This window comes from Pseudoalteromonas sp. SCSIO 43088 (assembly GCF_023650795.1).
In the GTDB taxonomy this organism is placed as follows: Bacteria; Pseudomonadota; Gammaproteobacteria; order Enterobacterales; family Alteromonadaceae; genus Pseudoalteromonas; species Pseudoalteromonas shioyasakiensis.
Map to the genome: position 1 here is coordinate 3870001 of NZ_CP072675.1, position 24662 is coordinate 3894662.

The following is a 24662-nucleotide window of genomic DNA, read 5'->3' on the forward strand; positions in this document are numbered from 1 at the left end:
TTTAGCTCTGGTTTCATCTATATATGATAAACAACCATCATCTTCATCGTAATCTAGACCACCTTTTGCTAAACAATCAGCTTCGTCGGTTGTATCAAAGAAGTATTCTCGTGCATCACCTTCGTTCGCTGTGACAATAAAGTTAGCACCTTTCCAGGTAAAGCTTGAAATAGTATCTGGTTGATACATGCCATAGAGACCAGGGTACGATTTAAAGTTAACGCCACCGTCTTTATCTGATGCATCAAAAAGTAAATTAGACCAATCCTTAAATCCTAAGCCTTTAAGCTCTAGGCTATTATCTTCAAGATTGACGATAGCAAGGGCGTTATTTTCTTGTAGTGACACGTAGGCAAACTTATTGTCTTTCGAAACGCTGATGTATTCAGGTTCTAAATCCATAGCTACGGTTGTATTAATCAAGTTACCGTTGATTGTTCGACCTGTCGGGTTAGCAAATACAATCCCAAGTTCTTCAAGCTCTGCTTGTTTGTCGTTATAAGCTGAAAAAGTAAGGCTAATAGCAGTATCTGCAATTACACCATCATTAATATTAATAATGCTGATAGAGCCTTCAGGGTCAATACTGTAATCACCATTGGGTTCGCCTTCATTTGCAACCAATACTTTATTGCCATCATGGCTAAAAGTAACCATGTCGGGCAGGGCGCCTACAGTAACATTTTTAATAAACTGAGGCTCGTCGCCACTAATATCATAAAATGCGATTAAACCGGCATCACCGGTATTACTTGCAGCCATAGCGACTGCTAAAAGTTCATTATTAGCATCAATAGCGATACTGTTTGCATCGCCCACACTGTGCTCATTAAGTGCAAGGGTAATCTCTGAGCTTAAATTAGTGCCGTTTATTACCCCTTCGTTATCTTTAACTAAAACTTCACGATCAAAGCTATCGGCTTTCATGATATTAACGACCGCAGAATCACCGGAACTATTGATAGCAAATATTCGTTGTTTAGATGCTTGGTAAGCAACAATTTCCGCAGCACCTTCAGGGCTTTCTGCGTTCAGCACTGCACGGCCGATAAGATTTATAGTTAAAGCAGCGTTTGCATCTGTACCGTTTGCTCCGTCAGTTCCGTTTGCACCATCGGTGCCATTTACCCCATCAGTTCCATTAGTACCATTTTGACCTGCAGGACCTTGTTCACCTTGTAGGCCGTCTTTGCCGTCGTCACCGTCTAATGAGCAGCCAGAAAGAATGGTTAAAAGTGATAGCGCAATAATTGATCTTTTTAACATTATTATTTTTCCTTGGAGTTGTATTGAGGCAATTACAACACGCAGGCATTACAACTATATGGCACTTTTATGAGAACAAAATTTAGTCATAAAAAAAGCGAGTATAAACTCGCTTTTTATTTATAAATTAGTAGGGTAGCTCATTACTTTTTAGTTGGGCGCTTCCAACCAGTAAGGTTACGTTGTTTACCACGAGCGACTGCAAGCTGCTCATCTTCAACAGTATTAGTGATAACAGAGCCTGCGCCAATCGTTGCCATTGAGCCAATATTAACAGGGGCCACCAGTGATGAGTTAGAACCGATAAAGGCGTTATCTCCAATAATGGTTTTTGATTTATTTACGCCATCATAGTTACAAGTAATAGTACCTGCGCCAATATTAACTTTTTCGCCAACTTCAGTGTCGCCTAAGTAGGTTAGGTGGTTTGCTTTTGAGCCTTTGCCTAAGCGAGTCTTTTTCATCTCAACGAAGTTACCAATGTGTGAGTCTTCTTCCATAATCGCACCAGGGCGAAGGCGGGCATAAGGACCTAAAGTACATTTAGCAGCAACACTGGCTTCTTCAACTAGTGAGTTAGCTTTAATAACAACGTTATCGCCGATAGTACAATCTTTAAGTACGCAATTTGGGCCAATTTGTACGTTATTACCAAGCGTTACTTTACCTTCGAAAATAACATTAACGTCGATCAGTACGTCTTCGCCAGTCGTTACTTCACCACGTACATCAATACGAGCAGGATCAGCAAGTGTTGCGCCGTTTAGCATTAGCTCTTCTGCTTGCCATGCTTGATATGCACGTTCAAGCGCTGAAAGTTGTACGCGATTATTAGCACCTTCAACTTCCATCGGATGCTCAGGCTGTGCAGAAGTAATTTCAACACCTTCACTGTGTGCCATCGCCACAATATCTGTTAAGTAATATTCACCTTGGGCGTTATTATTAGATAGGTTACCTAACCAGCGTTTAAGTAGCGCACCATTAGCAGCCATAATACCGGTATTGATTTCTTTAATCGCAAGTTGCTCAGGTGAAGCATCTTTTTGTTCGATAATACCTACTAGCTTGCCATTTTCACGGATCATTCGGCCATAACCTGATGGGTCATCTAAGGTAACCGTTAATACTGCTAAGCCTTTTTCTGGAGTCGCAGCAAGAAGCTTTTCTAAGGTTGCGCGTTTTGTTAGTGGCACATCACCATAGAGAATTAATACGGTGTCATCATCGGCAATGTGTTCTTTAGCAACAGCGACAGCATGACCTGTACCGAGTTGTTCTTCTTGTAATACCCAGTTTACTTGGTTGTGCGATAGGGCTTCTTGAAGCTGCTCACGGCCATGACCGTAAACAAGATTTGTTTCACGAGCGCCAAGGGCAGTGGCATTATCAATAACGTGCTGAACCATAGGTTTGCCAGCAACTTTGTGTAATACCTTAGGTAGAGCAGAGCGCATACGGGTGCCTTTACCCGCAGCGAGAATAACGGTAGTCAGAGACATTAAAACAATATCCTTCTTTCTTTGTTTTAGTGGGACGTAATGAATTTAGCTATAAACATGCAAAGTTGCGCAAGTCACATCATGTGCAAATACTCAATCCTAGCTTGAAGGAAAGAACCTTGTATAAAAGCTTAGCTCATTATCAATTAACACATTGTAGCGGGGAAAAGTGCAGGTTATAAGTACAATGATCAGAATAGGGTATAAAACAGTGAATTTTAGACACAAAAAAGCCCACGTTAAGTGGGCTTTTCGAAAACCGAGTAGGCTTACTTTTTACGTAATTGTTGAATTACGCGAAGTTGAGCGATTGCTTCAGCAAGCTGTACTGCAGCTTGTTGATAATCTAACTCAGCAGTTGACGTATTCGCCATTTGCTCTTCAGCATCACGTTTAGCTTTTTCAGCCGCTTGCTCGTCTAGGTCTTCACCACGTACTGCAGTATCTGCAAGAATCGTGATGCGATCAGGTTGAACTTCTAGCGTGCCGCCAGCAATATACATCACGTCTTCGTGACCAAATTGCTTAACTAAACGTACCATACCAGGTTTTAGGGCAGTTAATAATGGAGCGTGACCATAGTTAACACCAAGGTCACCTTCACTACCACTCACTTGAATCGATTCAACCAGACCAGAGAACAAGCTCTCTTCTGCGCTTACTACGTCAAGATGTACAGTCATAGCCGCCATACTACCCTCCTAATTACATGCTTTTGGCTTTTTCTTGAGCTTCTTCAATAGAGCCAACCATGTAGAACGCTTGCTCTGGCATATCATCAAACTCACCGTTTAAGATACCTTTGAAGCCAGCAATTGTGTCTTTAAGTGACACGTATTTACCAGGCGCGCCTGTGAATACTTCAGCAACGAAGAACGGCTGAGATAGGAAACGCTGGATTTTACGTGCACGAGATACAACTTGCTTATCTTCGTCAGAAAGCTCGTCCATACCTAGGATTGCGATGATGTCTTTAAGTTCTTTATAACGTTGAAGAACTGTTTGAACGCCACGCGCAGTATCGTAGTGCTCTTGACCGATTACTAGTGGGTCAAGTTGACGTGAAGATGAATCAAGTGGGTCTACCGCAGGGTAGATACCAAGTGAAGCGATATCACGAGAAAGTACTACTGTTGCATCTAAGTGAGCAAACGTTGTTGCTGGAGATGGGTCAGTTAAGTCATCCGCAGGTACGTATACCGCTTGGATTGAAGTGATTGAACCCGTCTTAGTAGATGCGATACGCTCTTGAAGTACACCCATTTCTTCAGCAAGAGTTGGTTGGTAACCTACTGCTGAAGGCATACGACCTAGAAGTGCTGATACCTCTGTACCCGCTAGAGTATAACGGTAGATGTTATCAACGAAGAAAAGTACGTCACGACCTTCGTCACGGAACTTCTCAGCCATAGTAAGACCAGTTAACGCTACGCGTAAACGGTTACCCGGTGGCTCATTCATTTGACCGTATACTAGAGATACTTTATCTAGTACGTTTGAGTCGTTCATCTCATGGTAGAAGTCATTACCCTCACGAGTACGCTCACCAACACCTGCGAATACTGAGTAACCGCTGTGCTCGATTGCGATGTTACGGATAAGTTCCATCATGTTTACGGTTTTACCAACACCGGCACCACCGAATAGACCAACTTTACCACCTTTAGCGAATGGACATACAAGGTCGATTACCTTGATACCAGTCTCTAAAAGTTCTACTGAACTTGATTGTTCTTCATAAGAAGGTGCTGCACGGTGAATAGACATACGCTCTTCTTCACCAATTGGACCAGCTTCATCAATAGGGTTACCTAATACGTCCATGATACGACCTAGTGTCTTCGTACCTACTGGAACGTGGATTGGCTGACCTGTACCTTCTACTGCAGTACCACGACGTAAACCGTCAGTAGTACCAAGTGCGATACCACGTACCACACCGCCACCTAGCTGTTGTTGAACTTCTAAAGTTAAACCAGCTAAGTCGCCATCTGTTACTTTTAGTGCGTCATATACGGCTGGCACGTTGTCTTGTGGAAATTCGATATCCACAACGGCGCCGATAATTTGGACGACCTTACCTAAACTCATGTCTATTCCTCTCATTAAACTTTGCCGAAGCGTTAAACTGCTGCCGAACCGCCAACAATCTCACTAATTTCTTGTGTGATTGCAGCTTGACGAGCCTTGTTATAAACAAGCTGTAACTCATCCATAAGGTCGCCAGCGTTATCAGTTGCAGCTTTCATTGCAACCATACGGGCAGCCTGTTCAGAGGCAGCGTTCTCAACTACACCTTGGTATACTTGAGACTCAATAAAGCGTACTAACAGAGCTTCTAAAATCGCTTCTGGGTTTGGCTCATATAAGTAATCCCAAGAATGTTGAGATACTTCTTCTTCAGCTTTTGGCAAAGGGAGTAACTGATCGATTGTTGGCTCTTGCTTCATAGTATTAACGAACTTGTTAAATACTACGTATAAGCGGTCAATTTTACCTTCAGAGTATGCATCTAGCATTGTCTTTACAGGACCAATAACGTCTTGTAGTGAAGGTGTATCTCCTAAGTTCGCTTTTTTAGCGACTAACTTACCGCCAAAACGTTGGAAAAAGCCAGCTGCTTTGCTACCTAAAGTAGTAAATTCAGCTTCAACGCCTTTTTCTTTCCACGCTTTAACATCTAGGGCAACTTTTTTGAACTCGTTTGAGTTCAAGCCACCACATAGACCACGGTCAGTAGAGATAACAATATAACCAACTCGTTTTACTTCACGCTCTTCTAAGAAAGGGTGAGTAAAATCAAGATTTGCTTGAGCAACACGACCAATCACTTGGCGTAAGTTTTCAGCGTATGGACGGCTTGACGCCACACGTTCCTGCGCTTTTTTCATTTTAGACGCAGCAACCATTTCCATTGCGCTGGTGATCTTTTGAGTATTCTTGATACTCCCGATCTTGCTTTTAATCTCTTTTCCGCTGGCCATGACTCTCTCTCCGAATCAGGTGGGCTTTAGTTGCCTAAAGCTCACCATTCATAACTAAATTACCAAGTTTGCGTCGACTTGAACTTCTCTAGAAGTTCTTTAAGTTGAGCTTCAATCTCAGCGTTGTAGTTACCAGTTTCATTGATTTGAGCCATTAGCTCTGCGTATGTGCTGTTTGCATAAGAAATTAGGCCAGCTTCGAAATCCATGATTTTCGCGATTTCGATGTCTTTTAGGTAGCCTTTTTCAGCAGCAAATAGCGACAGAGACATTTCAGCAACAGACATTGGTGCGTACTGTTTCTGCTTCATTAGCTCTGTTACGCGCTCACCATGCTCTAATTGAGCACGTGTTGCATCGTCAAGGTCAGACGCGAACTGCGAGAACGCAGCTAATTCACGGTACTGAGCTAACGCTAGACGGATACCACCACCTAGTTTCTTAACGATTTTAGTTTGCGCTGCACCACCAACACGAGATACCGAGATACCAGCGTTAACAGCTGGACGGATACCTGAGTTGAATAAGTCAGTTTCTAAGAAGATCTGACCATCGGTGATAGAGATAACGTTTGTCGGTACGAACGCAGAAACGTCGCCGCCTTGAGTTTCAATGATTGGCAATGCCGTCAATGAACCTGTTTTACCTTTCACTTCACCATTAGTGAACTTCTCAACGTAATCAGCGTTTACACGTGATGCACGCTCTAGAAGACGTGAGTGAAGGTAGAATACGTCACCAGGGTATGCTTCACGGCCTGGTGGACGCTTAAGTAGTAATGAGATTTGACGGTAAGCAACAGCTTGCTTAGATAAATCATCATATACGATTAGCGCGTCTTCACCACGGTCACGGAAGTATTCACCCATAGTACAACCAGAGAATGGTGCTAGGTACTGAAGTGCCGCAGATTCAGAAGCAGATGCAACAACAACAATCGTGTTTTCTAATGCACCGTGCTCTTCTAATTTACGTACTACGTTAGCGATAGTAGATGCTTTTTGACCAACTGCAACGTACACACACTTAACGCCTGTACCTTTTTGGTTGATGATAGCATCGATTGCTAATGCAGTTTTACCAGTTTGGCGGTCACCGATCACAAGCTCACGTTGACCACGACCTACTGGGATCATCGCATCGATAGATTTATAACCAGTTTGTACTGGCTCATCTACTGATTGACGTTCGATAACGCCTGGTGCGATTTTCTCAACAGGTTCAAAACCGTCGTTATCTAAAGCGCCTTTACCGTCGATAGGTGCACCTAGTGTGTTAACAACACGACCAAGTAGACCACGACCAACAGGAACCTCTAGGATACGACCAGTTGATTTAACTTTTACGCCTTCTTTAAGGTCAGCGTAAGGACCCATTACTACAGCACCTACTGAGTCACGCTCAAGGTTTAGTGCGATAGCATAACGGTTGCCAGGAAGCTCGATCATCTCACCTTGCATACAGTCAGCAAGACCGTGGATGCGGATGATACCGTCAGTAACAGATACGATAGTACCTTCGTTACGAGCTTCACTTACAACTTCGAACTGCTCAATACGTTGTTTGATCAGATCTGAAATTTCAGTGGAATTAAGTTGCATGCTCTTTTTCCCAATTACGATTGTAGTGATGTAGCTAAGCGGGCTAATTTGCCACGTACTGAGCCGTCGATTACAGTGTCACCCGCCTTAATGATAAGACCGCCAACAACTGTAGTATCTTCACTACAATTCAGCTTAACTTTGCGTGCGAAACGTTTTTCAAGTGCCGCTACCAATGTTGCTTGCTGCTCAGCAGCAAGCGGTGTTGCAGAAATCACGTCAACGTCGATTTCTTTGTCGTAGTCCGCTTTAAATTCAGCGAATAACTCAGCAACAGCAGGCAGTGCAACTAAACGTCCATTTTCAGCCATCACCTTGATTAGGTTCTGACCTTGTTCGTTGAGCTGCTCTGCACAGATCTTGATAAACAGATCTGCTTGTTCAGTAGCAGTAGGCAATCCAGCTAGCGCGGCAGCGGCTTGCTCGTTGCTGGCAACGTGGCCAGCAAAGAACAACATGTCGTTCCAACTTTCAACAGTGCCTTTTTCAACGGCAAGTTCAAAAGCCGCTTTAGCGTATGGGCGAGCGATAGTAGCCAATTCAGACATGCTCATACCCTCCTAATTACAGCTCAGCGACAAGTTTTTCAACGATGTCACTGTGTGCGGCTTGATTGATTTCGCGCTCTAAAATCTTCTCAGCACCAACCACTGCCAGCGTCGCTACTTGTTTACGTAGTTCTTCTGTTACACGGTTACGCTCTGCTTCGATTTCAGAGTGCCCTTGAGCAATAATTTTTTCACGCTCTTGTTGACCACGAACAGTTTCTTCGTCAACGATTAGCGTGGCACGCTTTTTAGCTTGTTCAATGATATCAGCCGCTTGAGCTTTTGCCTCTTTAAGCTGCTCAGCAGCTTTCTTTTGCGCAAGTTCTAAGTCTTTTTCGGCTCTATCAGAGGCAGCTAAACCATCTTCGATTTTCTTCTGGCGAGCTTCAATTGCACCATTTAGTGGTGGCCATACGTATTTCATACAGAAAAGTACGAAAACCGTAAATGCAATTAATTCACCGATAAGAGTGGCTGTTAAGTTCACGACCGCTCCTCCTTAAAATAGTAAGCTGTTCAAAAAATAATATTAAAGTACGAACAACAATACCATTGCGATACCAACACCGATCATAGCTACGGCATCGATTAGACCAGCAAGGATGAACATCTTAACTTGTAATGAAGGTGCAAGTTCAGGTTGACGAGCACAAGCTTCTAGGAATTTACCACCCATGTTACCGAAGCCGATTGCAGTACCGATTGCACCGAAGCCGATAAGTAGAGCAACAGCGATATACTTAAGACCTAATACTAGTTCCATTTTTTTCTCCAAAGTTTCAATTGTAAATTAAAATTAAATTTTAAAAGTGTAAAAAATTAGTGATTATCTGAGCTTGCCATGCTTAGGTATACGATTGTAAGCATCATGAATACGAATGCTTGCAGTACGATTACTAAGATGTGGAATACAGCCCAAATAAAGTGCAACGGTAGTTGCATTAAACCAACTGCGCCGATCAAGATGAAAATCAACTCACCAGCATATAAGTTACCGAATAAACGCAGTGCTAACGAGAACGGCTTAGCAACTAAAGCGATTGTTTCTAGTAATAAGTTACATGGGATTAAGAACACCATTGCTAGCTTGTTATTAGAGCTAAACGGGTGAAGCGTTAATTCAGCTAAGAATCCGCCAATCCCTTTGATTTTGATTGCGTAACCGATCATCAGAATGAATACACCAATAGCAAGTGCAGCAGTCATGTTGATGTCTGTTGTAGGTACAATCTTCATGTAAACATCGTGAGAATCCATACCAAATGCTTGCTCGCCAACGAAGCCAGCGAATGCAGGTAGGAAATCAACCGGAATCAAGTCCATTAAGTTCATTAAGAACACCCAAACGAAAATCGTTAGAGCTAATGGAGCGATTAATGCGCTTTTACCGTGGTATGTGTCACGTACGTTGTCGCCAACGAACTCAACGATCATTTCAATGAAGCACTGAAATTTACCAGGTACACCGGTATTTGCTTTCTTAGCGGCACTACGGAAGATCCATAAAAATACAAGACCTAGACCGATTGACCATGCGAGGGTATCTATATTCCATGTCCAGAAACCACTGTCTGCACACGCTTTGTTGAAGGCAAGACCAGCGTCGGTCGAGCACATCTTAGCGTTAGTTAAGTGGTGCTGAATATGGCTTGATAGAGTTACTTCTTCTGCAGCCATGTTATATCCCAAAAGTTAATGATTAAAAAAAACGGGCGCAAACAATCCGCTAAATAACACCAATACATAAACACAGAAAAACGGTAATAAAACGACCGTGTAAGACTTCAGTATCAGTGCAAACAAAACGATTGTTAGCATAAATTTTAATCCGTTGCCGCGCTTTAGCGAGGCATACACTTGATTTACTCGACTTGCACCCATATAACGGAATGCATAGACAGCAAATACAAAATTAGGGAGTAGTGCAACAGCTCCGCCAGCAAGCGCTGACTGGCCGGCATTGACTCCCCAACCTATAAAAACAATTACTGCAGCGATTAATGCTACGATACCCTGAAGACAAATTAATTTAAATGCGGCAAGCCTATACGGCCTTGCTAACCTATTAGTCACGTTTTGTTAACCTTTAGAACGTTAAATTGTCAGGGTATGAAAACTGGCGAAATTATACTGATTCCTACCAGTTTTGCAACTTGAGTCGACCCTTTGTAGTGCAAAAACACCACAAATGTCTCTTTTTGGACATGTTATTAATTAATGACGGGAATAGTCTTAATTTATACGGCTTAAAATGCCATCCAACTCATCAAGAGTTGTATAAGAGATAACCAGTTTGCCTTTGCCTTTTTTATTGTAGTTTATTTCTACTTTGGCGCCTAAATTTTCAGCAAGTTTTTGTTCTAACTGTTTGACATCCGGATCTTTTTCTTGCACTTCTTTTTTCGGGGCTGGTTCTAAGATAGAGCGAACTAATTTCTCAGTTTCACGAACAGTCAACGCTTTAGCAACCGCTAATCTAGCAGCATCTGACTGCGCTTCGCCTTCAAGTGCCAATAAACAACGTGCATGACCCATTTCGATGTCGCCATGCTCTAACAAGATTTTAACATCTTCGTTAAGATTATTTAGACGTAGTAAATTAGTCACAGTCGTACGCGATTTACCAACAGCTTCGGCGACTTGTTGATGAGTGAGTTCAAATTCGTTAAGTAAACGATTCAATGCAATCGCTTCTTCCATCGCGTTTAGGTCTTCACGTTGGATATTTTCAATCAATGCGATTGCAACGGCTGCTTCATCTGGTACATCTTTGATGATACATGGAACAGCATCTAATTTTGCAAGTTGAGCAGCACGCCAACGACGTTCACCAGCAATAATTTCATATTTGTCTGCACCAATTTGGCGCACAACAATTGGCTGAATGATGCCTTGAGCACGAATTGAGCTGGCTAACTCTTCTAGCGCTTCTTCAGACATGTCTTTACGCGGTTGATATTTACCCGATTGTAAAAACTCAATCGCTAATTTTTGCAGCTCACCTTTGCTTTGCTCTGCAACAACTTCAGAGACTTGCTCTGGTGTTGCTGTCGCTTGTTGCTGATTATTTGCACTTGGGGCAGGTTTTGATGAACTTAATAAAGCGTCGAGTCCTCGGCCTAAACCGCGTTTTTTAGCAGACATGTTATTTTTTTACCTCGAAGTTAGGCTACTGCTGAAGATGTTTTCTCTTTTCTACGTAACATTTCGCCGGCTAGGGCTAAGTAAGCTTTAGCACCACTTGATGCACGATCATAATACATGGCAGGGGCACCAAAACTCGGCGCTTCTGCTAAACGGACATTACGTGGGATAACGGTACGATATACTTTATCGCCAAAATGTTGTTTGAGTTGTTCTGATACATCATTTGCAAGGCGATTGCGCGGATCATACATGGTGCGCAAAATCCCTTCAATTGTTAACGCTGGGTTTACTAGCTTAGATAGCTGCGTAATGGTATCCATTAATGCCGTTAAACCTTCAAGGGCATAATACTCACATTGCATCGGAACTAAAATCGAATCTGCGGCAGCCATTGCATTAACAGTAAGCATGTTAAGTGAAGGCGGGCAGTCGATAAAAATGAAATCGTATTGGTCTTGAATTTGTTCAAGCGCATTACGTAAACGCACTTCACGAGCAAACAATTCCATTAGTTTAACTTCAGCGGCAGTCACATCGCCATTAGCAGCAATTAAGTGATACTCACCTGAGGTTTCTTTATTGATCACTTCATCGATTGGTGTTTCTTCAATCAATAAATCGTAAATAGTCGCAACATCACCGTATTTATCGACACCACTACCCATGGTAGCGTTTCCTTGCGGATCAAGATCGATTAATAACACTTTACGCTTCGTCGCGGCCATCGATGCCGCGAGATTCACAGCGGTGGTTGTTTTACCAACACCACCTTTTTGGTTTGCTAATGCGATGACTTTTGCCACAGTGCTCTGATCCCTAGTCTTTAGATAGAATGATTAGATGTCTTTGCGCATCTAACTCAGGTACTTCCAAGCTGATTTTTTCATCAAACTTAATACCTTTAGGTAATGAGTCTAGTTCTTCGCTCGGAAATACGCCTTTTAAGGCGATAAATTTACCTGAATGATCAATCAAGTGCGCACACCAGTCAACCATATCTTGTAAAGAGGCGAATGCACGACTTAATACACCATCTAATTTAACACTTGGTTGATATTCTTCAACTCTAGACTGCACTGGGGTTACATTTTCAAGACCAAGTGCATGTTTTACCTGCATCAAAAAGCGCACGCGTTTACCTAAACTATCTAACAATACAAATTGTGTATCAGGTAAAGCGATGGCTAATACGATACCCGGTAAACCAGGACCCGTACCTACATCAATGTAATGTTTGCCTTTAAGGTGTGGTGCAACAACTAAGCTATCCATAATATGTTTAACCATCATTTCTTCAGGTAAACGAACAGAGGTTAAGTTATACGCTTTGTTCCACTTGTCTAATAATTCAACATATTGCACAAGTTGTTGTTGCTGTTTTTCTGTTAGCGCAATATCAGTTTGCGCTAACAGCGAAGTTAATTGTTGTTGTAACACTGTATTCCTCACCAACTACGCAGTCTTGCGCAGTAAGCCTTGCTTTTTCAGATAGACTAATAATAGCGAAATAGCAGCAGGGGTGATACCTGAAATACGTGACGCTTGGCCAATTGTATCTGGACGACTATCAGTAAGCTTTGCGATAACCTCATTTGATAAACCAGAAACAGTTGAATAATCAAAGTCTTTTGGTAATACAGTTTGTTCATGACGTAGCTGCTTATTGATCTCATCTTGCTGACGAGCAATATAGCCTGCGTACTTAGTATGGATCTCAACTTGCTCAAGTGCAGCTTGGTTATCAAACTCAGAACCTAAACCATCGATCGCCATTAAGTCGTTATAACGAATTTCAGGACGGCGGATCAGATCTTCAAGGCTCGCTTCACGAGTCAGTGGTGTTTTTAATAATGCATTTACTTGATCAACAGCAACGTGATCTTTGTGGATCCATGTTTCTTTTAAACGTTGCGTTTCTTTTTCGATGATTTCCATTTTTTCGTTAAAGGCAGCCCAACGAGCATCGTCAACTAAGCCAAGTTCACGGCCTTTCTCAGTTAAACGAATGTCGGCATTATCTTCACGAAGTAATAAACGGTATTCAGCACGGCTAGTAAACATACGGTACGGTTCTTTAGTACCTAATGTTGCTAGGTCGTCAATGAGTACACCTGTGTATGCTTCATCACGACGAGGTGTCCAAGACTCTTTACCTTGTACTTGTAATGCGGCGTTCATACCCGCAATTAAACCTTGCGCGCCGGCTTCTTCGTAACCGGTTGTACCATTGATTTGGCCTGCGAAGAATAAACCATTAATAAACTTAGTTTCTAATGATTGCTTTAAGTCGCGCGGATCAAAGAAGTCATACTCAATAGCATAACCAGGACGACAAATATGTGCATTTTCAAAACCAGTGATTGATTGCACAATTTCAAGCTGTACATCAAACGGTAAGCTCGTTGAAATACCATTTGGATATAATTCGTATGATGTTAAACCTTCAGGCTCAACAAAGATTTGATGTTTGTCTTTATCAACAAAACGTACGATCTTATCTTCGATTGAAGGGCAGTAACGTGGACCAATACCTTCAATTACACCTGAATACATAGGTGAGCGATGTAAGTTATTGCGGATCACATCATGTGTTTTTTCATTTGTATAAGTGATGTAACACGGGATCTGCTGTGGGTGATCCGATTGTTTACCCATAAATGAGAATACAGGCGTAGGGGTATCACCAGGCTGTTCTTGCATCTTGCTAAAATCAACAGTTCGCGCATCAATACGAGGAGGCGTGCCTGTTTTTAAACGATCAACACGGAAAGGTAATTCACGTAAACGCTCTGCAAGTGCAATTGAAGGTGGATCACCTGCACGACCGCCTTTGAAGTTCTCTAAACCTATATGGATCTGACCACCTAAGAAAGTACCTACGGTAAGAACCACAGAAGGCGCACTAAAACGTAGACCCATTTGCGTTACAACACCGATTACTCGATCACCTTCAACGATTAGATCGTCACATGATTGTTGGAAGATCTTTAAGTTTTCTTGATGTTGTAAAGTGTGTTGAATAGCTGCTTTATACAAAGCACGGTCAGCTTGAGCACGTGTAGCACGTACTGCAGGGCCTTTAGATGAGTTTAAAGTACGAAATTGAATACCGCCTTTATCAATAGCCTGAGCCATTGCACCACCAAGTGCATCGATCTCTTTAACTAAATGGCCTTTACCAATACCGCCAATTGCCGGATTACAAGACATTTGACCAAGGGTATCCATATTATGAGTTAGCAATAGGGTATTCATGCCCATGCGAGCAGATGCTAATGCAGCTTCAGTACCTGCATGTCCACCACCTACAACAATAACATCAAAACGTTCGTGAAAAATCATTTATGGGATCCTACTTAATCGACCAGCAAAACTTTGTAAAGGGAGCGTATTCTACCTAGAAATTTAGAGAAGATAAATGATTAAACAGTGCTCAAGATCTAAGTGGGTGATCTCTAATAATATAAAGGATCTTTTAAAGAGATCTTTTATTACTCTTACTACTAGTAACGGCTAGATCTGTTGATAATGTTCGCTTTACTATTTAAAACATGATCTTAACGCAGATCTAAAGGTGTTAATATGATCGGATCTTCCCGCGTAAAAGCTTTGATCAAAAGGGCTGTTTATACACAGGGCAATATCGATTGGATCTTATCCAAGGGATAAACTAGGTTAAAATCGCAGTTAGATCAGTGTTTATCCACAATCCGATCTAAATTATCAGTAAATTGTGGGTAACTTTTATAACAACGATCAACACCGATCGGCTTAATTGAGCCCTGCTGATTCGATCCAGCTTGGTAACCAGGCTAATGCCGTGTCTTCTGGCAATGCTTCATCAAGAATATTTAGCTCTAAGCGTTCTGCCACGCGGTTTGCGCCTTTATTAGCTAATAACTCATCTAGATTACGGCCTGCATAGTTATAGGTGTCGTAACTAGTGTCACCTAATCCGATCACACTGTAGTTTAATCCTTTAAGATCAGCCTGTTGGTTAATAGACTCAACAAATGGCAGTAGGTTCTCTGGGTAGTCTCCCGCGCCGTATGTAGAAGTACATAACAACCAAATAGTATCTTGCTGATCAATATCATCAAATACAGGCTGTTCATGAAGCTGCACTTGGATCCCTTGTTGTTCAAGGGCTTCTGCTAGTTGCTCTGCCACGTATTCTGCAGATCCCATTTGGCTGCCAACGATGATATTTACTGATTGCATGTGATTGATCATGTATAGAAATAAGTGGCCACATGATAACTAAGTTAGGGTGTGAGTAAAGCGTTGAATTACGATCTGAATAAGTTTTTCTGCTTAAAATGACAGCTTTAATTCATTGTTTTTTATAATCTACTGTTTTTAATAGTTTTTTATATTTATTCATAAATTAAACCCTTTGATCAAGCTGTTAATAAATTTGGGGAAAGTTCTGATCAAGCTAAATATTGGAAACTGTATAACTTTGCTAAGTTGTTGATCTTTAATTATGTGTAAGCGCTTAATTTTTCAGATCTGATAAAAATAGTGAGTATGATCGTTTTGTGGATAGATCGCTTGTTGATAACGATCGGTTTGCAATTTGCGATCAATAAAATAGATCGGAAAAAACTTAAATAAGCGCTAATAAAGGCTGTTTTTAAGAAAATTAGTTATCAAAAAGGGCTGTTGTATGAAAATAAATTCAAATTTCCGCGTTTTTTTATGATCAAATCAGCCTTTAGATCTAAAAAAGCCCCAAATGTGGATAACATTTTTAGCTAAATTCGATCTTAAAAGCTGTTTTGATCTAATTTTTAGCTCGCTAAGTTAGTTTTCGATCTGAGTTAAACTGGTTTTTATCGTATTACCGACTAGATCATAGAGTGAATTACCCAATGAAAACCGTTTTGCACCACCAGCGAAAGCGGCTTTTGCTGAGTTAAAATTGCTCATTGCCATCACATTTAATGGCATATCTATTGTGTTAGCTAAGCTGGTTATGTGCTCTATGTTAGTTAAGCCGGGCACAAACAGACCGTCTGCACCTGCATCTTGATACGCTTTCGCACGCTCTAATGTTGCTTGAAAAGGGGAGTCACTAACAAAGTAGGTATCGGTTCTGGCGTTTATAAATAAACCACCGAAGCCATTTTCGTTAAGTGCTTTTTTTATCTCACTAATAATAGTGCATTGTTGTTCGATAGATCTCAGTGCATTAGTGTCTTTATCTGAGTCCTCTATGTTGATGCCTACAACTCCTAATCTTGCTAACGCCAAAACGTTTTCGCTAATTTGCAGCGGATCATTACTGTAGCCTGACTCTAAATCCACAGAGAGTGGAATATGAAGGTGTTCGGTTAAGCTTTTAGCTAGTGCTAATTGAGTTTTAAAAGAAATGTTTTCACCATCAGCTAACCCTAAACTTGCCGCAATACCCCAGCTGGTTGTTGCTACTGCTTTAGCTCCCGCAGCTTGGATGAATTGTGCTGAACTAAGATCCCACGCATTAGCAAGTACAAAGCCCCCATGCTGGTGGTGTAATTGGTGAAAGAGTTGATATTTGTCCATGATGTCCTCCGTTTAATGACATCGCTAGACTAATTGATATGAGGTTAATTACTGGCTGGTTTCGGCCCTGAACCGATAATTGCTTACTGGACTAAAAACAAAAAAGAGTCGCAAGACTCTTTTTTATAATATTGATGACCGGAACTTATTTACCGATACAGAACGAACTAAAGATTTTCCCTAGTAGGTCATCAGAGGTAAATTCACCTGTTATCTCATTTAAGAACTGTTGAGTTAGGCGTAACTCTTCAGCCAAGATCTCACCAGCAATATGCATCTCTAGTTGCTCTTTACCTGTGTTTAAATGATAGGCTGCATGATCAAGTGCGTCTAAGTGACGACGGCGTGCCATAAATCCACCTTCAGTGGCGCCTTGGAAACCTATACATGCCTTTAAGTGAGTACGAACTAACTCTATACCCTCTGCATTTTTAGCGCTTAAACGGATCACCGGATATTGTTCATGTTCATCCATACCGACATTTTCACCGGAAATATCGGCTTTATTTCGGATCACAGTAACACCCATACCCTCTGGTAATTTGGCCATAAACTCTGGCCAAATATCATGAGGATCAGTGGCTGCTGTGTCTGTGCCGTCTAACATAAATAGTACGCGATCGGCTTGGTTAATTTCATCCCATGCGCGTTCAATACCAATTTGCTCTACTTTATCTGGGCTTTCACGCAGGCCTGCGGTATCAATAATATGTAGTGGCATACCATCAATGTGGATATGTTCGCGTAATACGTCACGTGTTGTACCAGCTATTTCGGTAACGATGGCTGCATCACGGCCAGCTAACGCATTAAGTAGGCTTGATTTACCTGCGTTAGGGCGACCCGCAATAACAACACGCATACCTTCACGCATGATGCTACCTTGTTTAGCTTGCTGAGTTACATTCTCTAACTGATCAATAATGGCATTGAGATCTGTTGATACTTTACCGTCTGATAAAAAGTCGATTTCTTCATCTGGAAAATCAATAGCGGCTTCAACATACATACGTAGGTGAATGACTTTCTCCACCAGCGTTTCAATATGTTTAGAGAATTCACCTTGCAGTGATTGGAGGGCGCTTTTTGCTGCCTGTTCACTGGTTGCATTAATTAAATCGGCAATTGCCTCTGCTTGAGTTAAATCAAGCTTATCATTCATAAATGCGCGCTCAGAGAACTCACCTGGTTTTGCTAAACGTACACCGTCAATTTGGCTAATTTCTTTTAATAGCATATCTAATACGACAGGGCCGCCGTGACCTTGTAGTTCTAGTACGTCTTCGCCGGTAAATGAATTTGGCCCTTGGAAGTAAATAGCAATACCTTGGTCAAGCTGTTCACCGCTCAAGCTTTTAAATGGTACATAGTCTGCGTAACGTGTTTTAGGACAACGGCCAATAATCTGTTCTGCCACTGTTTTAGCTAAGCTGCCAGAGACGCGAATAATACCAACCCCACCACGTCCTGGTGCGGTCGCTTGTGCTGCAATTGTGTCTTGATTAATCATGCGATGAAATAATGCCAATAAAAGAATGAATGCTGGCTCTATTGTAACCTATGGCTTAATTTCATGCGAATAGCTGTTTGAGTAATGAGGTAGCAAAAGTCTGATGTAAGTAATACTTTATTTAGCTTTAATTAATAATAAACGACCATTGCAAATGATAATTATATTCATTACCATGTTGCGCATTCTATATCTTATCGTTTTTTATTATGCGTCTTTCTGCTGTTTTTATTGCACTTGCTGCTGGTTTTTCGGGCGTTGCCCATGCTCAAACTGAAGTGACTACTTCTGATCAAAATGATTCTAAAGAACTCGAAAAAATAGAAGTTGTTGGCCGTGCGTTTTCTTTATATCGCCCAACCGAGTCTAGCTTTGCTACTCGTACCAATACACCTTTAGAGAAAATTCCTCAGTCAATTCAAATTTTGCCGCAGGAGCTGATCAGTGATCAGGCTGCTCGCCAAATTACCGACCTTTATAGCAATATAGCTGGTGTTAATGCCTTTAGTTATTCAGGCGTGACATTCCGTGGTTTCCGCCAAGATGAGATTTTATATGATGGCGTAAAGGGCGACCCTTTCAATGGCTTTGCTGTACCGCAATTATTTAATATTGAACAAGTTGCGGTTTTAAAAGGACCTGCTGGCGCTATATACGGTAGTGGTAATCCGGGTGGTATTATTAACTATGTAACTAAGAAGCCTAAATTCACCAGTGAACACAGTATTGAAGTTGAAGTAGGTAATGATGACTTCTTCAGTGGTGCATTAGAAAGCACAGGAACATTGAGTGAATCACTTGATAATCATGCTTACCGTGTTGGTCTTTACCGTGATACTGAAAAACCATTCCGTGCAAATACTAGCAGCGATAATACCATTGTTGATCTTGGATATACGTGGCTTATAAATAGTGCAACTGAATTAACCACGCAGTATACCTATATAGAGCAGGAGTTGGGTGGGGCACGTTTACGTGGTGTCCCTGCTGATGATAATGGCAATTTTCTAACTGACATTAGCTGGAACCATAACGAGGCAACAGACTTTCAAAATGTTGAAGCCCATGTCTATCAGGCAACTTTAAAACATGAGTTTAATGATGTTTGGCGCACAGATGTCACAGCACGTTATTTTGATAACAAAGAAGTGCAAAACTACCATGAACCAAGAGGCCTCGTAGATACAGATGACGACGGTATTGTTGATTGGAGTCATCGTGAATTTCGTGATCAAGTACGTGAGAACGAAGGTTTTAGCTTAACAGCTAATGCGATTGCAGAATTTATAGTTGCAGACATGCAGCATCAAGTGTTGTTTGGTAGTGACTGGTATGAACATGATTTTGAAAGCGTTTACCGTACAGCTACGCAACAAAGTAAAGGTGGCCCAGTACCAGGACTTGATCTTAACAACCCTGAGTATGGTTTAACCTCTGCTGATGATTATAACCTTGATAGTATTACACCTAGGCTTGGCAAAACGAATAGCACCCGCTTTGGTGCCTACTTGCAAGATCAGCTAGATATCACCGCTAATTGGAGTGTGACAGCTGGCTTAAGGTATGACCGCTTTGAAGATAAAGATCTGTTAAATCAAACCGAGTTTTCTGATAGCGACTTAACTTACCGTATTGGTACTAGCTATAACATTAATAATATGTTCTTCCCTTATGCGCTACATGGCACTGGCTTTGTGCCGCAAAGTGCGAGTAATCAAGAAACAGCAAAGGGCGGTCCGTTCTCGCCGGAGACTAGCCGCATTAACGAGTTAGGTTTAAGAACCAAGCTATTAGCAGACACACTTGCTGTTAATATGGCTGTGTACGATATTGTCCGCGAAAACATCCTGCAGCCTAGCTTATTAGGTGATGTTGCAGGTGACGGCGTTGATGACCTAGTTGCCGTTGGTGAAGTACAAAGTAAGGGTTTTGAACTTGAAGTGGTTGGTGACATCACTGAGCGCTGGGTAGTTACTGCAAGCTACGCTTATAATGATACCCGTATTACTAAAGCCAACGACAGCATTCGTAACCAAATTCCTGATAGCGATAAATTTGCTAACGCGCCGCAAAATACCCTAGGTATATGGACACGCTATGAGCTACCTAGCTTATCGTCATCTATTTCTGCTGGCTTAGATTATGTTGATGAACAGCTTAGTTTAGGTGGTCAACGTGTTAAACCTTACACTGTTTACAACATGGCGTGGCAAACAACCGTTGATAACTGGCAATGGCAGCTATCAGTTAAGAACCTATTTGATAAAGAATACGCAAGCAGTGGCTTTATCGAGCGAACAGGGCACTTTCCTGGTGAGCCACGCCGTGTCTATTTAAGTGCTAAATACAGTTTTTAATGGTGGCGTGTGAACGCTAAAAGTTGGTTTAACTTACATTCTTGGGCAGGACTCTTTGTTGGAGTCCTGCTTTTTGTTACCTGCGTATCGGGAACACTCGCTACGTTAAGTCATGAACTCGAGTACTTAACAGACGCTAAGTACCGTGCTTTAACTTCTTCTGCTTCGACTAACTACCCAGCTCTCGAAAACACTCTTAATAAGCATTATCCGCAAGCTCAGTTACTTTATATCCAACGTCATAAGCAAGATTACCTTGCCATTGAAGCGGCTCTTAAAGTCGGTGATTCATTTCGCTTTGTTTATTTAGATGCTGCAACGGGTCGCTTACTCGGTGAAGGAGAGTGGGCGCGGATATCGCGGTTTTTACGTAACTGGCATATGAACTTGTCGATGGGCTGGATGGGTAAACTAATCGTCACCAGTTTGAGTATTTTACTCGTTATTTTATTGGTCTCGAGTTTTTATGTGTATCGGCGCTGGTGGCAAGGCTTTATGAAAAAGCCTGCTGCGCTAAGCCTTGATAAACGTAGTAGTTGGTCTGATTGGCATAAGCTGTTAGGGCTTTGGAGTTTATGGTTTATTGCTGTGATGGCCATCACAGGGATTTGGTATCTGGTAGAACATGGGCTGCAAACTGCGAAGGTACCTCACTATGTCTCTAGTCCACCAGCCGTGAGTGAGTTTAAGAAACAAAGCCCTCGCAAAGATCTATCGCCAATTAGTTTAGCTACAGCTTATACAGCTGCTCAACAGGCATTTCCTAGCCTTGATATTCGCTATATTCGTTATCCTAATAAAGCGGAACAGCCTATTGAAGTACGTGGTTATAACGATGATATTTTACTACGCCTTCGTGCTAACCGGGTTTATTTAAAACCAAGTTCCGGTGAAGTTCTAGGCATACAAAAAGGGGAAGAACTCAACCTGCTTCCACGAATTAAAGACACCGCTGATCCGCTGCACTTTGGTAACTTTGCAGGAATTGGTACCAAGCTTATTTGGGGGCTATTTGGTGCATTGATGAGCTTTGTAAGCGCTGCTGGCATCTATATGAGTTGGCTTAGGGTTAAGCGTAAATCAACGGCTGTAAAGTGGCTTGGTTTATCTGGGGTGGTTGCAATCGGTTTGGTAGTTGCTTCGTTACTAACAACAAGTTTGAGCTTTACTGAACGCAGTGTGCCCAATCAAGTTTATTCTCCTATTCTCGGTTAGTTTTTTTTCAGGCATTAAAAAAGGCGCAGTTAGCGCCTTTTTTATTGGGTTAAGAGTTTAGCCTCTTACCTTAATACCTTTTTTCTCCATACCGCGGTAGATGATTAGCATCTGTGCGATTGAGATAAGGTTCGATACTAACCAGTAAAGTACTAGGCCAGATGGGAACCATAAGAAGAAAATAGAGAATACAACTGGCATAAAGGTCATCATTTTTTGCTGCATAGGGTCAGTAACCGTCATAGGTTGCAGCTTTTGAGTGATGAACATACTTAAACCAAATAAAACAGGTAATACGTAGTATGGGTCCATTGCTGATAAGTCATTTAACCATAAAACGAATTCAGCATGACGTAGCTCAGTTGATTCTAAGAATACGTAGAATAACGCTAAGAAGATTGGCATTTGTAGTAACAGTGGGAAACAGCCACCCATAGGGTTCACTTTTTCTTTGCGGTACATTTCCATCATAGCTTGACCGAATTTTTGACGGTCATCACCATACTTCTCTTTTAGTGCAGCCATTTTAGGCTGTAAGGCACGCATCTTAGCCATTGACGTGTATTGTGCTTTAGTAAGCGGGTACATTGCCGTTTTAACGATAACCGTGATTGCAATGATAGCTAGACCCCAATTACCTAGGATGCTGTGTAACCACTTAAGTAGTACGAATAATGGTTGTGAGATAAACCATAACCAACCATAGTCTACAGTTAGGTCTAAGTCTGGGTGGATTGCTTCTAGTACGTCAGACTCTTTCGGGCCCATGTAATAAGTTGAGCTAAGTGTTGCTTGCGTACCAGCTTGTACGTTAACTGCTTCACCTTTAGTACCAATAATTGCCGCATTACCAGCAACTAATTTGCTGTAAAGGGTATTTTGTTGGTCTTGCTTTGGTACCCACGCACTTACAAAGTAGTGTTGGATAAATGCAATGTAGCCGCCAGCTGTAGTGATGTTAAGGTTTTTATCAGCCATGTCTGAGAAGCTGTACTTTTCGTATGGCTCTTCTTCAGTACCAAATGCTGCGCCTAAGTAGTTTTGATCTACTAAGCTACCTTTTTCTTGTACTGTGCGTTTTACTTGCGTGTATAACTGAACTTGAATTGGATCAGCTGTTACGTTGTTTACTGTGTACTCTAAATCTACAGCGTAGTCGCCTTTTCTGAAGATATAAGTTTTAGTAAACGTCACACCTTTACTGTCAGTAAACTCAAGTGGTACACGTAGCTCATCACCCGTTAAAGTGAATGCTTTTTGTGTGGTTTTATAAACAGGGCGACCAGCAACAGTTGCGTCAGGACCATTTAAACCAATTAAGCCACTTTGCGAGAAGTATTGCTTACCATCGAACTCACCTAATAGCATGTAAGGTGTGTTACTGCCTTTTTCTTCTTCGTACTGAAGTAAGTCTGTTTCAATGATGTCACCACCACGGGTGTCAATTTTAACAGTGAATACATCAGTTGTTACATCGATAACTGAGCGCTTTGCTGTCGTTACAGCTGGAACTTCACCGTCAGATGATGCAGGAATAAAGTCATCAGATTCTGGTGTTGTTGCGCCTAGTGTTTGTGTTGTGGCACTTGGATCAGCCTTTGGTGCGTTGTAGTCGTTATTCCATTCTTGAAATAATAAAAACGACACAAGCATCAAGCCGATTAATAAAAACGTGCGTTGCGATTCCATAACAGCTCTTATTTCTCGTGTTGGTGGTTAATATGATTTTTTGCCGGTACGGGATCATCCCCACCAGCATGTAAAGGGTGGCATTTTAATATGCGTTTAACAGCTAACCAACTGCCTTTTACACTTCCATGCAAATTAATTGCTTGAATAGCGTAACTAGAGCAGGTTGGATTAAAACGACAATGCGGGCCTAATAGTGGGCTTATCCATTTTTGATAGCCGCGTATTAGCATGACTAAACAGCGCTTTGGAATAGCAACAAGTGGTTTAAGTAACCTCATGATGTGTCTGCCCCTGCGTTAATTTAGTCAATGGATACCATGAATTTAAATTCCCATCGTAGAATTTTAAATGCATGATTAAAAGGTGAGCTAAAGATACCTTAATTAAGCCTGTAATTCTATTGCTATCAGGCTTGTTTATTAGATTTAGCTGATTTATTCGGGCGTTTTTTAAATGGTGGTGGTTTAGGTGCACCAGGCTTGCAGCGTTCGTTAATTTTTCGCCACAATTTATTTAGTTGCTTTGTTAGCTCTTCGTTGGACTGTTCATCAATACCACTTTTAACCATAAGCACAATATCAATGTTATCGAGTTTATGTTGATTTAAACGGAAACTTTCGCGAGCAAGTCGTTTAATTCGATTACGTTGACAGGCTTTTTTAACGCGTTTTTTTGCGACCGTAAGACCTAATCGAGGATTAGTTTGGTCATTGCGTTTAGCTAATAGGGTAAAGAAAGGAGTCGCAGCGCGTGCTGGTTCATTAAAGATTCGAGAGTAATGCGAGGGAGTTAACAGACGTAACTCCCTGCTGAAGCTAAAGTCTTCCACTTATATATTAAGCAGAAAGAACTTTACGGCCTTTAGCACGACGACGAGCTAATACTTTACGGCCATTTGCTGTTGCCATACGAGCACGGAAACCGTGTGTACGTTTGCGTTTTAAAACGCTAGGTTGAAAAGTTCTTTTCATAACAATTCCATCCGATCGGTTAAGGTTAAAACATCCTATGCAGGTCGCGATCCTGGCACAGGTGCCATTGCGAGCGCGAGATATTATAGATGAAGACAACAAAAGTCAATCATTAAAACGCTGCAGAGGCCGTAATTATAAAGGATCCTTTTAACTGATCATATAGGATCATCATAAATAAGAAGTTTTCCACAGCCTCTGTATAAAAAGTGAATAAAAGCTTGGGAAAAGCCAATTCGATCGTAGAATTTGATCGCGATCTGGCTGCAGATTTGTTATGATCACTGTTCGAGCTTAAAAAATAATTTTCTTAAAAATCAGT

General features: G+C 41.6%; 24 protein-coding genes (1 of these 24 running past the window's edge). 2 read left to right on the forward strand and 22 right to left on the reverse strand.

Features of this window, described 5'->3' with window-relative positions; translation table 11 throughout:
• The 18 genes from J8Z28_RS17740 to mnmE all read right to left on the reverse strand — a co-directional run.
• Window positions 1-1266: the 5' portion of a choice-of-anchor I family protein gene (locus J8Z28_RS17740; protein WP_062564593.1), read on the reverse strand. It extends 573 nt beyond the left edge of the window; only the first 1266 of its 1839 coding nucleotides appear in the window; its start codon is at window positions 1264-1266; its stop codon lies beyond the left edge, outside the window.
• A 143-nt stretch (window positions 1267-1409) separates the two neighbouring features.
• Window positions 1410-2768, reverse strand: a complete 1359-nt coding sequence (glmU, locus tag J8Z28_RS17745) for a bifunctional UDP-N-acetylglucosamine diphosphorylase/glucosamine-1-phosphate N-acetyltransferase GlmU (protein WP_062564594.1) — start codon at window positions 2766-2768, stop codon at window positions 1410-1412.
• 269 nt (window positions 2769-3037) lie between these two features.
• A complete protein-coding gene (locus tag J8Z28_RS17750) occupies window positions 3038-3460 on the reverse strand; it encodes a F0F1 ATP synthase subunit epsilon (protein WP_054554812.1) in 423 nt (140 codons plus the stop codon).
• Window positions 3461-3473: 13 nt separating this feature from the next.
• On the reverse strand, window positions 3474-4859 hold the full coding sequence (gene atpD / locus J8Z28_RS17755; RefSeq protein ID WP_054554811.1) for a F0F1 ATP synthase subunit beta: 1386 nt from the start codon (window positions 4857-4859) through the stop codon (window positions 3474-3476).
• Between the two features lie 32 nt (window positions 4860-4891).
• Window positions 4892-5752 (reverse strand): F0F1 ATP synthase subunit gamma, encoded by an 861-nt coding sequence (gene atpG / locus J8Z28_RS17760; protein ID WP_054554810.1) that lies wholly within the window; start codon window positions 5750-5752, stop codon window positions 4892-4894.
• 59 nt (window positions 5753-5811) lie between these two features.
• Complete coding sequence (gene atpA, locus J8Z28_RS17765; protein WP_054554809.1) at window positions 5812-7353, reverse strand: F0F1 ATP synthase subunit alpha; 1542 nt, start codon at window positions 7351-7353, stop codon at window positions 5812-5814.
• Between the two features lie 14 nt (window positions 7354-7367).
• Window positions 7368-7901 carry a F0F1 ATP synthase subunit delta gene (gene atpH / locus J8Z28_RS17770; protein WP_054554808.1) on the reverse strand — a complete coding sequence of 178 codons (534 nt, stop codon included), beginning with the start codon at window positions 7899-7901 and terminating at the stop codon, window positions 7368-7370.
• Window positions 7902-7917: 16 nt separating this feature from the next.
• Window positions 7918-8388 (reverse strand): F0F1 ATP synthase subunit B, encoded by a 471-nt coding sequence (atpF, locus tag J8Z28_RS17775; protein WP_054554807.1) that lies wholly within the window; start codon window positions 8386-8388, stop codon window positions 7918-7920.
• A 42-nt stretch (window positions 8389-8430) separates the two neighbouring features.
• Entirely contained in the window at window positions 8431-8664 is a 234-nt protein-coding gene (gene atpE, locus J8Z28_RS17780; RefSeq protein WP_004335261.1) for a F0F1 ATP synthase subunit C, read from the reverse strand.
• A gap of 56 nt (window positions 8665-8720) precedes the next feature.
• A complete protein-coding gene (gene atpB / locus J8Z28_RS17785) occupies window positions 8721-9578 on the reverse strand; it encodes a F0F1 ATP synthase subunit A (RefSeq protein WP_054554806.1) in 858 nt (285 codons plus the stop codon).
• 15 nt (window positions 9579-9593) lie between these two features.
• The gene (locus tag J8Z28_RS17790) at window positions 9594-9974 is read right to left on the reverse strand and encodes an ATP synthase subunit I (RefSeq protein ID WP_054554805.1); all 381 of its coding nucleotides are present in this window, start codon (window positions 9972-9974) and stop codon (window positions 9594-9596) included.
• A gap of 159 nt (window positions 9975-10133) precedes the next feature.
• Window positions 10134-11045 carry a ParB/RepB/Spo0J family partition protein gene (locus J8Z28_RS17795; RefSeq protein WP_054554804.1) on the reverse strand — a complete coding sequence of 304 codons (912 nt, stop codon included), beginning with the start codon at window positions 11043-11045 and terminating at the stop codon, window positions 10134-10136.
• Between the two features lie 20 nt (window positions 11046-11065).
• The gene (locus tag J8Z28_RS17800) at window positions 11066-11851 is read right to left on the reverse strand and encodes a ParA family protein (protein WP_054554803.1); all 786 of its coding nucleotides are present in this window, start codon (window positions 11849-11851) and stop codon (window positions 11066-11068) included.
• A gap of 13 nt (window positions 11852-11864) precedes the next feature.
• Entirely contained in the window at window positions 11865-12485 is a 621-nt protein-coding gene (gene rsmG, locus J8Z28_RS17805; RefSeq protein ID WP_054554802.1) for a 16S rRNA (guanine(527)-N(7))-methyltransferase RsmG, read from the reverse strand.
• Between the two features lie 15 nt (window positions 12486-12500).
• Window positions 12501-14390, reverse strand: coding sequence for a tRNA uridine-5-carboxymethylaminomethyl(34) synthesis enzyme MnmG (gene mnmG, locus J8Z28_RS17810; RefSeq protein ID WP_062564595.1), 1890 nt, complete (start codon window positions 14388-14390; stop codon window positions 12501-12503).
• A 429-nt stretch (window positions 14391-14819) separates the two neighbouring features.
• A complete protein-coding gene (mioC, locus tag J8Z28_RS17815; protein WP_054554800.1) occupies window positions 14820-15269 on the reverse strand; it encodes an FMN-binding protein MioC in 450 nt (149 codons plus the stop codon).
• A gap of 585 nt (window positions 15270-15854) precedes the next feature.
• Window positions 15855-16595, reverse strand: coding sequence for an isocitrate lyase/PEP mutase family protein (locus J8Z28_RS17820; RefSeq protein WP_062564596.1), 741 nt, complete (start codon window positions 16593-16595; stop codon window positions 15855-15857).
• Window positions 16596-16740: 145 nt separating this feature from the next.
• Entirely contained in the window at window positions 16741-18105 is a 1365-nt protein-coding gene (mnmE, locus tag J8Z28_RS17825; protein ID WP_062564597.1) for a tRNA uridine-5-carboxymethylaminomethyl(34) synthesis GTPase MnmE, read from the reverse strand.
• Between the two features lie 209 nt (window positions 18106-18314).
• Here mnmE and J8Z28_RS17830 point away from each other — a divergent pair, with 209 nt between their 5' ends.
• Both J8Z28_RS17830 and J8Z28_RS17835 read left to right on the forward strand, forming a co-directional pair.
• Window positions 18315-20462 carry a TonB-dependent siderophore receptor gene (locus J8Z28_RS17830; RefSeq protein ID WP_062564598.1) on the forward strand — a complete coding sequence of 716 codons (2148 nt, stop codon included), beginning with the start codon at window positions 18315-18317 and terminating at the stop codon, window positions 20460-20462.
• Window positions 20463-20471: 9 nt separating this feature from the next.
• Window positions 20472-21677 (forward strand): PepSY-associated TM helix domain-containing protein, encoded by a 1206-nt coding sequence (locus J8Z28_RS17835; protein WP_062564599.1) that lies wholly within the window; start codon window positions 20472-20474, stop codon window positions 21675-21677.
• Between the two features lie 57 nt (window positions 21678-21734).
• Here the strand turns inward: J8Z28_RS17835 and yidC are convergent, their stop codons facing one another.
• The 4 genes from yidC to rpmH all read right to left on the reverse strand — a co-directional run bounded on the left by yidC (window position 21735) and on the right by rpmH (window position 24340).
• On the reverse strand, window positions 21735-23366 hold the full coding sequence (yidC, locus tag J8Z28_RS17840; protein ID WP_130166141.1) for a membrane protein insertase YidC: 1632 nt from the start codon (window positions 23364-23366) through the stop codon (window positions 21735-21737).
• 8 nt (window positions 23367-23374) lie between these two features.
• Window positions 23375-23647 (reverse strand): membrane protein insertion efficiency factor YidD, encoded by a 273-nt coding sequence (gene yidD / locus J8Z28_RS17845; protein WP_054563758.1) that lies wholly within the window; start codon window positions 23645-23647, stop codon window positions 23375-23377.
• A 128-nt stretch (window positions 23648-23775) separates the two neighbouring features.
• Window positions 23776-24198, reverse strand: a complete 423-nt coding sequence (rnpA, locus tag J8Z28_RS17850; RefSeq protein WP_058583673.1) for a ribonuclease P protein component — start codon at window positions 24196-24198, stop codon at window positions 23776-23778.
• A 7-nt stretch (window positions 24199-24205) separates the two neighbouring features.
• The gene (gene rpmH, locus J8Z28_RS17855) at window positions 24206-24340 is read right to left on the reverse strand and encodes a 50S ribosomal protein L34 (protein ID WP_008488847.1); all 135 of its coding nucleotides are present in this window, start codon (window positions 24338-24340) and stop codon (window positions 24206-24208) included.
• Between the last annotated feature and the right edge of the window lie 322 nt (window positions 24341-24662).